Annotated in this window: 13 protein-coding genes; 5 read left to right on the top strand and 8 right to left on the bottom strand. The window is 63.3% G+C overall.

All coding sequences use genetic code 11. The features are described from left to right. Window positions 1–3 precede the first annotated feature (3 nt). The 8 genes from gyrA to dnaA all read right to left on the bottom strand — a co-directional run bounded on the left by gyrA (window position 4) and on the right by dnaA (window position 9,361). Window positions 4–2,568 carry a DNA gyrase subunit A gene (gene gyrA, locus B5G43_RS11595; RefSeq protein WP_087261542.1) on the bottom strand — a complete coding sequence of 855 codons (2,565 nt, stop codon included), beginning with the start codon at window positions 2,566–2,568 and terminating at the stop codon, window positions 4–6. A gap of 13 nt (window positions 2,569–2,581) precedes the next feature. After that, window positions 2,582–4,534 (bottom strand): DNA topoisomerase (ATP-hydrolyzing) subunit B, encoded by a 1,953-nt coding sequence (gene gyrB, locus B5G43_RS11600; RefSeq protein WP_206405026.1) that lies wholly within the window; start codon window positions 4,532–4,534, stop codon window positions 2,582–2,584. Window positions 4,535–4,629: 95 nt separating this feature from the next. Continuing rightward, on the bottom strand, window positions 4,630–4,890 hold the full coding sequence (locus B5G43_RS11605; protein WP_087261544.1) for an extracellular matrix/biofilm biosynthesis regulator RemA family protein: 261 nt from the start codon (window positions 4,888–4,890) through the stop codon (window positions 4,630–4,632). A gap of 10 nt (window positions 4,891–4,900) precedes the next feature. Next, window positions 4,901–5,224 (bottom strand): hypothetical protein, encoded by a 324-nt coding sequence (locus B5G43_RS11610; RefSeq protein WP_087261546.1) that lies wholly within the window; start codon window positions 5,222–5,224, stop codon window positions 4,901–4,903. Then, window positions 5,221–6,333: a DNA replication/repair protein RecF gene (recF, locus tag B5G43_RS11615; RefSeq protein ID WP_087261548.1), complete on the bottom strand. Its 1,113-nt coding sequence runs from the start codon at window positions 6,331–6,333 to the stop codon at window positions 5,221–5,223. Before recF ends, B5G43_RS11610 begins: the two co-directional genes overlap by 4 nt. Next, window positions 6,330–6,542: an RNA-binding S4 domain-containing protein gene (locus B5G43_RS11620; RefSeq protein ID WP_087261550.1), complete on the bottom strand. Its 213-nt coding sequence runs from the start codon at window positions 6,540–6,542 to the stop codon at window positions 6,330–6,332. Before B5G43_RS11620 ends, recF begins: the two co-directional genes overlap by 4 nt. Window positions 6,543–6,601: 59 nt before the next feature. Continuing rightward, a complete protein-coding gene (gene dnaN, locus B5G43_RS11625; protein ID WP_087261610.1) occupies window positions 6,602–7,714 on the bottom strand; it encodes a DNA polymerase III subunit beta in 1,113 nt (370 codons plus the stop codon). A 318-nt stretch (window positions 7,715–8,032) separates the two neighbouring features. Next, window positions 8,033–9,361 carry a chromosomal replication initiator protein DnaA gene (gene dnaA, locus B5G43_RS11630; RefSeq protein ID WP_087261552.1) on the bottom strand — a complete coding sequence of 443 codons (1,329 nt, stop codon included), beginning with the start codon at window positions 9,359–9,361 and terminating at the stop codon, window positions 8,033–8,035. Between the two features lie 387 nt (window positions 9,362–9,748). Between dnaA and rpmH the strand changes: the two genes are divergently transcribed. The 5 genes from rpmH to jag all read left to right on the top strand — a co-directional run bounded on the left by rpmH (window position 9,749) and on the right by jag (window position 12,717). Continuing rightward, window positions 9,749–9,883, top strand: a complete 135-nt coding sequence (rpmH, locus tag B5G43_RS11635) for a 50S ribosomal protein L34 (protein WP_087261554.1) — start codon at window positions 9,749–9,751, stop codon at window positions 9,881–9,883. A gap of 125 nt (window positions 9,884–10,008) precedes the next feature. Continuing rightward, window positions 10,009–10,353 (top strand): ribonuclease P protein component, encoded by a 345-nt coding sequence (rnpA, locus tag B5G43_RS11640; RefSeq protein ID WP_087261556.1) that lies wholly within the window; start codon window positions 10,009–10,011, stop codon window positions 10,351–10,353. Beyond that, window positions 10,350–10,568 carry a membrane protein insertion efficiency factor YidD gene (gene yidD, locus B5G43_RS11645; RefSeq protein WP_087261558.1) on the top strand — a complete coding sequence of 73 codons (219 nt, stop codon included), beginning with the start codon at window positions 10,350–10,352 and terminating at the stop codon, window positions 10,566–10,568. The genes rnpA and yidD overlap by 4 nt, the downstream gene beginning before the upstream one ends. Window positions 10,569–10,623: 55 nt before the next feature. Then, entirely contained in the window at window positions 10,624–12,021 is a 1,398-nt protein-coding gene (locus tag B5G43_RS11650; protein WP_087261560.1) for a YidC/Oxa1 family membrane protein insertase, read from the top strand. Window positions 12,022–12,027: 6 nt separating this feature from the next. Continuing rightward, window positions 12,028–12,717 (top strand): RNA-binding cell elongation regulator Jag/EloR, encoded by a 690-nt coding sequence (jag, locus tag B5G43_RS11655; RefSeq protein ID WP_087261562.1) that lies wholly within the window; start codon window positions 12,028–12,030, stop codon window positions 12,715–12,717. The last annotated feature ends 61 nt before the right edge of the window (window positions 12,718–12,778 follow it).

Consider the following 12,778-nt stretch of genomic DNA (forward strand, 5'->3'; position numbering starts at 1 on the left):
CCCTTACTCACCCTGCTCCGGGGCGGCCTCGTTGGCCTCAGCGGCGCTCTCGCCCTCCACAGCGGGAGTCTCGGCGGCGTTCTCCACGGCCTCCTCTTCCTCCTCGTGGTCGGTGCGGGCGATGGAGATGACCTTCACGCCCTCGCTCAGGTTCATGACCTTCACGCCCTGGGCGGTGCGGGAGTAGATGTTGATGCCGGCGGCGTGGGTGCGGATGATGATACCGTCGTCGGAGATGATGAGGATGTCGTCGTCGTCGTTGACCACCTTCACGCCGGCCACGGGGCCGGTCTTGTCGGTGACCTGGTAGCCCTTCAGGCCATAGCCGCCCCGGTTCTGGGGGCCGTCGGCGCGGATATACTCGTCCATGTCGGTGCGCTTGCCGTAGCCGTTCTCGGTGATCATGAGCACCTGGTGCTCCCGCTTGGCCCGGGCGGCGCCCACCACGTAGTCGCCGTCCCGCAGCTTGATGCCCCGCACGCCGTAGGCGTCGCGGCCCATGCAGCGCACGTCGGTCTCCTTGAAGCAGATGGCCATGCCCTCGTGGGTGACGATGAGGATGGCCTGCTCGCCGTCGGTCTCCCGGACGGCGATGAGCTCGTCGCCCTCGTCCAGGGTGATGCAGCGGATACCGGCCTTGCGGGCGGTGTTGATGGAGGAGAGCTGGATACGCTTCACGGTACCGTTGCGGGTGACCATGACCAGGTAGCGGTCCTCAGGGAACTCCCGCAGGTGGATCATGGCGGTGACCTTCTCGTCGCTCTCCACGGGCAGGACGTTGACGATATTGGTGCCCTTGGCGGTACGCCCGGCCTCGGGGATCTGATAGCCCTTCTTCCGGTGGACCCGGCCCTTGTTGGTGAAGAAGAGGATGAAGTCATGGGTGGACGCGGTGAACACCGTCTCCACGTAGTCCTCCTCCTTGGTGGCCATGGCGGTGATGCCCTTGCCGCCCCGGCGCTGGGCCCGGTAGGTGGAGGCGGGCAGGCGCTTGATATAGCCGCCGGCGGTGAGGGTAAAGACGCACTCCTCCTCCTCGATGAGGTCCTCGATGTCCAGGTCGTCCTCCACAAAGCCGATCTCGGTCTTGCGGTCGTCGCCGTACTTGTCCCGGATCTCGGTGAGCTCGTCCTTGAGGACGCCCCGGAGCATGGCCTCGTTGGAGAGGAGCTCGTTGTAGTACTCGATCTTCTTCATGAGCTCGGCGTACTCGTTTTCCAGCTTCTCCTTCTCCAGGCCCTGGAGGCGCTTGAGCTGCATGTCCAGGATGGCCTGGGACTGGACCTCGTCCAGACCGAAGCGCTCCATCAGCTTCTCCTTGGCGTCGTCGTACCGGGAGCGGATGATGCGGATGACCTCGTCGATGTTATCCTGGGCGATCAGCAGGCCCTTCAGCAGATGGGCGCGCTCCTCGGCCTTCTTGCGGTCGAAGATGGTCCGGCGGGTCAGGACCTCCTCCTGGAAGGCGATATACTCGTCCAGGATCTGCCGCAGGGAGAGGATCTTGGGCTGCTTCTGGTTGTTGACCAGCGCCAGCATGACGATGCCGAAGGTGGTCTGCATCTGGGTCTGGGCAAAGAGCCGGTTCAGCACCACCTGGGGGTTGGCGTCCTTCTTCAGCTCGATGACGATGCGCATGCCCTTCTTACCGTCGGACTCGTCCCGCAGGCCGGAGATGCCCTCCAGGCGCTTGTCGTGGACCTGCTCGGCGATGTTCTCCACCAGGCGGGACTTGTTGACCTGGTAGGGCAGCTCCGTCACGATGATGCGGGTGCGGTTGTTGCCGAACTCCTCAAACTCGGTGCGGGCGCGGACCCGGATGTGGCCCTTGCCGGTGGCGTAGGCGGCCCGGATGCCGGAGCGGCCCATGATGATGCCCTTGGTGGGGAAATCGGGGCCCTTGATGTGCTCCATCAGGTCGTCCAGGTCGGCCTCGGGGTTGTCCAGCACGCAGATGGTGGCGTCAATGACCTCCCGCAGGTTGTGGGGCGGGATGTTGGTGGTCATGCCCACGGCGATGCCGGAGGAGCCGTTGACCAGGAGGTTGGGGAACCGGGAGGGGAGCACCCGGGGCTCCTGCATGGACTCGTCGAAGTTGGGGTCCCAGTCCACGGTGTTCTTCTCGATGTCCCGCAGCATCTCGTTGGCGATCTTGGCCATGCGGGCCTCGGTGTAACGGTAGGCGGCCGGGGGATCGCCGTCCACCGAGCCGAAGTTGCCGTGGCCGTCCACCAGCGGGTAGCGCATGGAGAAGTCCTGGGCCAGGCGGACCAGGGCGTCGTAGACGGACTGGTCGCCGTGGGGGTGGTACTTACCCAGCACGTCGCCCACGCAGGTGGCCGACTTCTTGAAGGGCTTGTCGCTGGTGAGGCCGCTCTCGTACATGGAGTAGAGGATGCGGCGGTGGACCGGCTTTAAACCGTCCCGCACGTCGGGCAGGGCGCGGCCCACGATGACCGACATGGCGTACTCGATGTACGCGTCCTGCATCTCATGCTCCAGATTGATCTCCACGATCTTCTGATCGGGAAAGGAAATGTCCTGCACTTCCTTCTCATTCTTTGCCATTTCCATTCCCTCCTTAGTAGTCCAGATTCATGGCCCGGCCGGCGTTCTGCTCGATATACTCCCGACGGGGCTCCACCTTCTCGCCCATGAGGAGGGTGAAGATCTCGTCGGCCTTCACCGCGTCGGCCATGGTGATGCGCTTGAGGGTGCGGGTACGGGGGTCCATGGTGGTCTCCCACAGCTCGTGGGGGTCCATCTCGCCCAGGCCCTTGAAGCGGGAGATGTCCACCTTGGCGTTGGGGTTGTCGCCCCGCAGCTCGGCGGAGATGGCGTCGCGCTCCTTCTCGTCAAAGGCCAGGCGCACCTGCTTGCCCCGGGTAAGCTTAAAGAGAGGCGGCACGGCGGCGTAGACATACCCCTTCTCGATGAGGGGCCGCATGAAGCGGAAGAAGAAGGTCAGCAGCAGGGTGCGGATATGGGCGCCGTCCACATCGGCATCGGCCATGATAATCACTTTATGGTAGCGCAGCTTCTCCAGGTCGAAGTCGTCCCCGATGCCGGCGCCCAGGGCGGTGATGACAGGGGTGAGCTTGTCGTTGCCGTAGACCTTGTCGGCCCGGGCCTTCTCCACGTTGAGCATCTTGCCCCACAGGGGGAGGATGGCCTGGAAGCGGGAGTCACGGCCCTGCTTGGCAGAGCCGCCGGCGGAATCGCCCTCGACGATGTAAATTTCGGTGAGGGCGGCGTCCCGCTCGTAGCAGTCGGCCAGCTTTCCGGGGAGGGTGGCGCCATCCAGGGCGTTTTTCCGGCGGATGTTCTCGCGGGCGCGGCGGGCGGCCTCCCGGGCGCGGGAGGCGGTCATGGCCTTCTCCACGATGGCGCGGCCCACGGCGGGGTTTTCCTCCAGGAACTCCTCCAGCTTGTCGGAGACCATGGCGTTGACCATGGTGCGGATCTCGGCGTTGCCCAGCTTGGCCTTGGTCTGGCCCTCGAACTGGGCCTCGGTCAGCTTCACCGAAATGACGCAGGTCAGGCCCTCCCGGCAGTCCTCGCCGGAGACCTTGTCGTCGTTCTTCAGAAGGCCGATCTTCTTGCCGTAGGCGTTGAGGGTATTCGTGAGGGCCCGGCGGAAGCCCTCCTCGTGCATGCCGCCCTCGGGGGTGTGCACGTTGTTGGCGAAGGAGACCATGACCTCCTGGTAGCCGTCGTTGTACTGCATGGCCACCTCGGCCATGGAGTCCTCCCGGCTGCCGGACATGTAGATGACCCCGTCGTGGAGGGGGGTCTTGTTCTTGTTGATAAACTCCACGAACTCCCGGATGCCGCCCTCGTAGCACATGTCGTGCTCCTGCTCCTGGCCGGGGCGCAGGTCCACAGTGCGGATGCGAAGGCCGGCGTTCAGGAAGGCCTCCTCCCGCATGCGGGTGTGGAGGGTGTCGTAGTTGAACTCCAGGGTGTCGAACATCTCGGGGTCGGGTTTGAAGGTGACGGTGGTGCCGGTGCAGGGGGTCTCGCCGATGATGGTCATTTCCTGGGTGATGTGGCCCCGGGCGAACTTCATCTCATAGATCTTGCCGTTCTTGTGGACCTGGACCTCCAGCCACTCGGAGAGGGCGTTCACGACGCTGGCGCCCACGCCGTGGAGGCCGCCGGAGACCTTGTAGCCGCCGCCGCCGAACTTACCGCCGGCGTGCAGGATGGTATACACCACCTCCAGGGCGGGCCGTCCGGTCTGGGGCTGGATGTCCACGGGGATACCACGGCCGTTGTCGGTGACGGTGATGGTGTTGCCCGGGTTGATGGTGACGGTGATGTCGGTACAATAGCCCGCCAGCGCCTCGTCGATGGCGTTGTCCACGATCTCATAGACCAGGTGGTGCAGGCCCGATTCGCTGGTGGAGCCGATATACATGCCGGGGCGCTTGCGCACCGCCTCCAGGCCCTCCAGGACCTGGATCTCCGAGCCGGTGTACTCGTGTTCCACCTGCGTGGATCTCAGTTCATTCTCTTCATGCAAGTCAGACATAACTACCTCCGCATGTTCCGATTCGCGCTGCGTCTGGCGCCTGGGTGCGGGTCCTTGTCCGTTCCCACGCGCCACACGCAGCCGCGTGTGTTCCTCTATTCAAACTGGTTGTTCTCCGCCCGGCGCAGCAGGGTGGCCGGGGAGAGCTGGGACAGATACACCATGGTCCCCAGCTCCGACTGGCAGAGCACGAAGGACTTGGGCACGTCCATGGACACGTCCACCAGCTCCCCCTCCCGCTCGGCCCGCTCCAGAAAGGCCCGGGTGCGGTGGGAGGAGGTGGTGTTGTCCAGATCAAAGATGCCGATGACGTCCCGGAAGGGCACCACCACCGACTGGCCTAAGTGCAGATACATGGCATTCCTCCTACTTCTCCCGAAAGACCCGGGGCGCCCAGCGCCGCCGGAAGAGCCAGCCCCCCAGGGCAAGGCCCAGCAGCACGCACGCCCCCGGCACGCCGGGAATGAAGAGCAGCTGCGTCAGGGGGGACACCGTCTCGCTCTGCCAGAGCCGCAGGCGGTTCCAGACCACGCCCGCGCAGAGGGCGAGGGTCAGCACGGCGGGCAGGGCCCGCAGCAGCCGCAGGAGCTTCCAGTGGGGCCCGGTCCGGCGCATGGTGAGGCGGCAGACCAGATATTGCAGCGCCGCCCCCAGCCCCACGGGGATGAGCGCCAGAAACAACAGGATCATCGTGATTCCACCAGCTTTCCGGCCCGGATATGGAAGGTGCTCCCCTCCCCCAGACCGTCCAGCCCGTCCTCCTGGCAGCAGGTGATGAACACCTGGCCGCCGTTGATGCGCCGCAGCACAAAGTCCCGCCGGCGCTTGTCCAGCTCGGAGAGCACGTCGTCCAGCAGCAGCACCGGCCACTCCCCCAGATCGTCATAGTGGAGCTCCCGCTCGGCCAGTTTCAGAGACAGGGCCGCCGTGCGGGTCTGGCCCTGGGAGGCGAACTGCTTGGCCCCCCGACCGTCGATGGTGACGATGAGGTCGTCCTTGTGGGGCCCCGAGAGGCACTGGCGGCTCTCCAGCTCGGCCCGGCGGTGGGCCTCCTGGTGCTCCAGCAGGAGGGGATAGAGCTCCTGGCTGGGCTTCCGGGGGTCTGAGATGTTGCTCACGGTCTGGTAAGAAAGCCCCATCTCCTCCCGCCCGCCGGAGAAGTCGGCGTGGATGGCCGCGGCCCGCCGGGCCAGCTTCTCAATATAGAAGGCCCGGTAGTGGATGAGGATGGCCCCGCAGCGGGCCATCCGGTCGTTGAAGTCGGGCAGCAGCTCCAGCAGGGAGGGCTTGTCCTCCCAGTCCCGTAAAATGCGCCGCTTGTGCTCGTAGAGCCGGTGGTACTCCTGGAGGGCGGCTGCGTACCGGGGTTTTAATTGGCACAGGGAGTCGTCCAGAAAGCGCCGCCGCTCCCCGCTCCCCGCCCGGATGAGCATCAGATCTTCCGGGCAGAAGAGGACGGTGCGCAGGATCTGGTTCAGCTCCCCGGCGGTTTTCAGGCGCACCCCGTTGGAGGTGAGCCGCCGCCGCTGGCCCCGGAAAAGCTGGGCCTCCACCTGGAACTCCCGCCCCCGGCTCTCCAGCCCGGCCCGGACGGTGGCCCGGTCCCGGTCAAAGGCGATGAGCTCCCGGTCCATCCGGGCCCGGTGGCTCCGGGCGCCGGCCAGGTAGCCCACCGCCTCCAGCAGATTGGTCTTGCCCTGGGCGTTCTCCCCGTACAGCACGTTCACCCCGGGGGCGAAGGCGGCCCGGAGGGTCTCGTAATTGCGAAACCCCTCCAGCTCCAGCCAGTCGACCCTCATACCACCGTCAGACCCTGGCCGCCCAGCTCCACGGTGTCGCCAGGGCGGAGCTTCTTGCCCCGCATGGTGCAGACCTCGCCGTTGACCTTCACCAGGCTGTCCTGGATGAGGTTCTTGGCCTCGCCGCCGGTGGACACCGCCCCGGCGAACTTCAGAAATGCCTCCAGCTTGATGAACTCGGTGCTGATCTTGATCTCCTTGTTTTGCATGTGCAAGCTCCTTTTCCGCCGCGGGCGATGCATACTTATGCATGCCCGCGGCCTTCCACTCACTCGCCGGCCTTCAGGCGGACCGGGAGGACCATATACAGAAAGTTTTCATCCCCCTCGGCGGGCAGGATGACGCAGGGGGACACGCTGGTGGTCAGCTCCAGCCGCACCCGCTCGGCGGGGGCGGCCTTCAGCGCCTCCATCAGATAGCGGTTGTTGAAGCCGATCTCCAGGCCGTTGCCGCTGCCCTCCACCGGGCACTGGTCATAAGCGTCGCCAATGGCGGTTTTCGTGCTGATTTTCAGCAAATTATCCTCAAAAACGCAGTGAAGCGGGCTTTTCAGTTTGTCGCTGATGATGAGGGACACACGCTCGATGGAGGACAGGAGCGCGTGGGTATCTCCCAGAACCTGTATGGAATTGTTGCGGGGAATGGCCTGGCGGTAGGCGAGGAACTCGCCCTCCAGCCGCCGGGAGATGAGGATGGTGTCGCCCACCTTGAACATGACATGCCGGGCGCCCTGGGTCACCGAAGCAGTGTCCTCCGTGGGCGCACAGATCTTCTCCACTTCCGAGAGGGCGGCGCCGGGGACCACGAAGGAGAAGGTCTCGCTGCCCTCCTGCTGCTCGATGGCCTCCCGCCGCAGGGCCAGGCGGTAGCCGTCCACCGCTACCATAGTGAGGTCCTGACTGGTGACTTCAAAGAGGGAGCCGGTGTGGATGGGACGGCTCTCATTGTCGCTGACGGCGAAAATGGTCTGAGAAATCATGGATTTCAGCTTATTTTGCTGAATCGTGAAGGAATTCTGGTATTCCACGGTGGGAAGTTCTGGAAATTCCTCGGGGTCGGTGCCCAGGATGTTGAACTCGCTCATGCCGCACTTGATGTTGACCATGTAGTGTTCGGCGGTGAAGATGACGATGTCGTCGGGCAGCTTGCGGATGATTTCGCCGAACAGCCGCGCGCCCAACACTAAGGTACCGGTGGACTGGATGTCGGCGGGGATGGTGGTGCGGATGCCGGTTTCCAGATTGTAGCCGGTGAGCCGCAGCTGGTCGCCGGCTTCCAGCAGGATGCCTTCCAGAGCTGGAATGGAGCTCTTTACAGACACTGCGCGAGAGGTGGTGGAAATGGCGGCTTGCAGTAGGGCTTTTTCGCAGGAGAATTTGATCATAGTATAGCCTCCGTGATGATGCTCCAGGCCTCCGACGGGAGAAGAGGAGAGGATAAAAGTTCGTAGCAGTAGCCGTAGGGGAAAAAAATGTGGAAAAGTGGACAAACCCGTTGGTGCGACTGGATTTGCCCGTCCACAGCCCTTGTGGACTTTTTTCGTGGTTTTCCACGGGGGTTCCGGCGGCTGCGGCAAAAAGGGCAGTTTTCCACCGCCGCTTTTCCACTTTCCCACAAAATCCCGTGGAAATGTGGAAGTGCGCGCCGCGGGGCCAAAATTTGCTTCCACCGCCGGGGCGGTTTTGGTGGAAGGAGGGGCTTAGTTGTCGTAGCGGGCGTTGATGTTGGCGTTCAGGTCCTTGATGATCTCCGAGATTTCGGGGTTGGTCTTCATCAGTTTTTCCACACGGTCGATGGAGTGCATGACGGTGGTATGGTCCCGGTTGTCGAATTCCTTGCCGATCTCCTTCAGGGACAGATTGGTCATGCGGCGGATCTGGTACATGGCGATCTGCCGGGCCAGGGCGGTGTCCTTGGTGCGGCCCTGCCCTCGGAGGGCGTCGTTGTCGATGTTATAGAATTTGCACACCTCTTCGATGATGACGTCCGGGGAGGGCAAAAATTCCGCCTTGTCCTTGCACATGTCCTGGACGGCGCGGATGACGGTGTCCACATCCACGCTCTCCCCCATCAGCTCCTGGAAGGCCAGGATCTTATTGACCGTGCCCTCGATCTGGCGCACGTTGGAGGTGATGTTGTCCGCGATGTACTGGAGCACCGGCTCCGGCAGGTTCATGCCCCGGCGGATGGCCTTGTTTTTGATGATGGCCACCCGGGTCTCGTAGTCGGGGGGCTGGATGTCCACGGGGAGGCCCCACTCGAACCGGGTGCGCAGCCGGTCGTCCAGCCGCAGCATCTCCTTCGGCGGGCGGTCGGCGGTGAACACGATCTGGCGGCCCGCCTCGTAGAGGGTGTTGAAGGTGTGGAACATTTCCTCCTGGGTGGACTCCCGCCCGGCGATGAACTGCACGTCGTCCATGAGGAACACGTCGGCGGAGCGATATTTTTCCCGGAATTCCTCGTTCCGGCCCTCCCGGATGGCCTGAATGAGCTCATTGGTAAAGGTGTCGCCCTTCAGGTAGATGACCCGGTAGTCCGGATGGTTGAAGTGGATGCGGTGGGCGATGGCGTAGAGGAGGTGGGTCTTGCCCAGGCCCGACTCGCCGTAGATGAACAGGGGGTTATAGGAGTGGGCGGGGTTTTCGGCCACGGCCAGGGCGGCGGCGTGGGCAAATTTATTGGAGGAGCCCACCACGAAGCGCTCGAAGGTGTACTCCTCGGTGCCCGGCAGGAAGGAGCCGTCCACCACGGGGCGGGCGGGGGCGGAGAACTGCTGCAGCTCCCCTTCTCCCAGCACCAGCACGTCGAACTCGGCGGAAAACAGCTCATAAAGTGCCTTCTGGATGGCGGGCACATAGCGGGAGACGATGATGTCCCGCTTGAAATTGGAGGGGGTGTGGAGGACGAAGCGGTTGGCGTCCAGCGAGACGGCCTCGGCGTCGTCGAACCAGGTATTGATGGTGGTGGCGGTCATGTCCGCCTCCATGAGGGAGAGTACTTTGGCCCAGACGTCGGCTGGTAGGTTCATGTGTGAGACCACCCCTTGAGAACGGGAGCGCGAGGCCCAGCGGGCATACGCTCCCAGAATAGATGTTGACATAGTATTATACCAAAGAAACGCGGCCGAAGCAACGAGTTTTCCACCGGACACATTATAAAAAAGAATTGCTTTGTGTGCCGGTGGCGGATATCCACAAGATATGGGGCCGGATGTGGAAAACTTCCCGTCGGGATGGCGAAAAAAAGAGCAAAAATGTGGTTGACAGAGCTTTTCACCATAGGATATAATACAGATTGCACCATGCTCAGTTGGGTGTAAAGCGATTTTCCTTTTTTGACGACCGCGGCCGGTCCACCGGCCGTTGTGGCGGGCAGGTGAAAACCTGTCAGAATCTGTACAGGAGGTGTACCGGAAATGGTTCGTACCTATCAGCCCAAGAAGCGCCAGCGCTCCAAAGTGCATGGCTTCCGCAAGCGTATGGCGACCGCCAATGGCCGCAAGGTGCTGGCTCGCCGCCGTGCCAAGGGCCGCGCCCGTCTCTCTCACTAAGAGCGGACGGCCCCCCATTCCGGGAGACAAGGGCATAGCGTCATAAAGAAGGGGCGGGGGAGTTCATCCCACCGCCCCTGCGAAGCATACGGCAAACTGGAAGGGCACAGCGAGGAAGTGGCACCGTGAAGCATACCGTCTCCATCAAACAAAACCACGTGTTCCGCCGGCTTTACAGCAAGGGAAAGTCGGCGGTTTCGCCCTGTGTGGCGGTCTATTGCCGGAAAAACGGCCTGGACCACAACCGCCTGGGCCTGACGGTGGGAACCAAGCTGGGCAAGGCGGTGATCCGCAACCGGACCCGCCGGCGCATCCGGGAGGCCTACCGCCTCCACGAAGGGGCGCTGCGTTTGGGCTATGACATCGTTGTGGTGGCCCGGGTGCGGGCCTCTTTTGTGCGCTACGGCGAGCTGGAGCGCAATCTTCTGAAATGCCTGTCCAAGCTGGGTCTGCTGGAGGAACAGGGATGAAGGGGCTGCTGCTGTGGCTCATCCGCTTTTACCGGCGGTATATCTCCCCCGCGTTCCCTCCCTGCTGCCGTTTCATCCCCACCTGCTCGGCCTATGCGCTGGAGGCGGTGGAGAAGTACGGAGCCCTGAAAGGCGGCTGGCTGGCCCTGCGCCGCATCCTGAAATGTCACCCCTTCCACCGCCAGAAGAGCATTGAATATGACCCTGTGCCCTGAAGTGTTTCCCGTGAAACGTGCGTAAGTTCACACGAAACACTTTGGAGGCAAGTCAATGGATTTTTACAAACTCATACTGACCCCTTTTATCTGGATCCTCAACGCCTTTTATAACCTGACGGGCAGCTACGGCCTGGCCCTCATCCTGTTCGCCATCGTGGTCAAGGCCATCCTCTTCCCCTTCCAGCTCAAGGGCAAGAAGGGCATGATCCAGATGAACATGGTCTCGGGCAAGATGCAGCAGCTCCAGAAGCAGTACGGCAAGGACAAGGAGCGCTACAACCAGGAAGTGCAGAAGCTCTACGAGCGGGAGAAGATCAACCCCATGAGCGGCTGCCTCTGGTCCTTCCTGCCCCTGCTCATCCTGATCCCCCTGTACTCCATCATCCGCGAGCCCCTCTACTATCTGATGAACGTGAGCCGGGACGCCCTCCCCGCCATCGCCGACGCGGTGAACTGGGGACAGGCCGCCTTTGACGCCGGCTTCATCAAGGAGGCGGGCGCCGCCTTCGTGGATAACGGCTACAATCAGCTGTACCTGGCCTCCTTTATCAACAACGACAACCTGGCCGCCGTCCAGGCCGTGGCCGGCGAAGGGGCCAAGATGTTCGCCATCAACTTCGATTTCCTGGGCATCTTCGACCTCTCCCGCATCCCCCAGGCGGCCTTCTGGACCGTCGAGGGCGGCTTCGCCCTGTTCCTGCTGCCGGTGATCTCCGCCGGTTCCAGCGTGATCTTCTCCCTGATCTCTCAGAAGACCAACGCGGTGAACCAGAAGGCCTCTGAGAACACCAACGCCACCATGCGCAGCATGCTCATCATCACCCCCCTGATCTCCCTGTGGATCGGCTTCACCATGCCTGCCGCTCTGTGTCTCTACTGGATCATCCAGAACGTCCTTTCCATGGGCACCGAGTTCATCAGCGGCAAGATGCTGAAGAAGGACTATGAGGAGGCCGCCGCCCGGGCTGCCGAGCGGGAGCTGCAGGAGAAGGAAGAGGAAAAGGAGCGCAAGCGCCAGCTGGCCGAGGAGCGCGCCCGCAAGGCCGAAGAGCTGAAGAACGCCAAGGGCAAGAAGAAGAAGGAGCTGCTCAGCGCCATGGAGAAGGACTCCAAGGGCGACTCCGCGGTGATCGCGGTCAGCGGTGTGGGCATGCGGTCCTACGCCCGCGGCCGCGCCTATGACCCCAACCGCTTCAGCCCCGACGGCCCCACCCCCTACCACGATCCCGACCGGGATTGGGACAACGCCAAGAAGGCCGAGGAGCAGCCCAAGGAGAAGGAGGGCCTCTTCGGCAAGAAGAAAGAATCCACCGCGGACAGTGCCCCGGTGGAAAACCAGGATACTGTGAAGCCGGAGGGCAAGGTCCAGCCGGTTTCCACCGAGACGGAGCCCACTGTGGAAACTTCCGCGCCTGAGGCTGCCGCTCCGGAAGAGAGCGAGAAGGAGTGATCAGTCATGCTGAAATGGATCGAGACCACCGGAAAGAATGAGGAGGCCGCCATCGAGGCCGCGCTGATCCAGCTGGGCCTGGACCGGGACGACGTGTCGGTGGAGATCCTGGAGCGGGCCAAGTCCGGCTTCCTGGGCATCGGCAGCTGCCCCGCCAAGGTGAAGGTGACCTACGAGGTCCCCGACGAGCCCGAGGCGGAGGTTGTTCCCGCCGCCGCCCCCGCCGCCGATGACGCGGTGGTCGGCCGGATCAACGAATTCCTCACCGGCCTGCTGGAGCACATGGGCGCCGCCGCTACCCCCCGCATCACCGTGGACGAGCGGGGCAGCTACCAGGTGGAGCTGGTGGGCGAGCACCTGGGCGCCCTCATCGGCCGCCGGGGCGAGACTCTGGACGCCATCCAGCAGCTCACCGTGTACGCGGTGAACCGGGGCCTGACCAAGCGGGTGCGCATCCACGTGGACGCCGAGCACTACCGCGCCAAGCGGGAGGAGTCCCTGGTGCGCCTGGCCAACAAGGTGGCCGGCAAGGTGGTCAAGTACCGCCGCAACGTCACCCTGGAGCCCATGAACGCCTACGAGCGCCATGTGATCCACACCGCGCTGCAGGAGTACCCCGATGTGACCACCTACTCCATCGGCACCGAGCCCAACCGCCGCACCGTGGTGGCTTACAGCCGCGGCGAGCACCGCTAAACACAGGTTTGTGTACCAAGAGCGGGACCCATACGGGTCCCGCTCTTTTTTTCCACCTTCC

This window comes from Flavonifractor sp. An92, from assembly GCF_002159175.1.
Taxonomy (GTDB): Bacteria; Bacillota; Clostridia; order Oscillospirales; family Oscillospiraceae; genus Pseudoflavonifractor_A.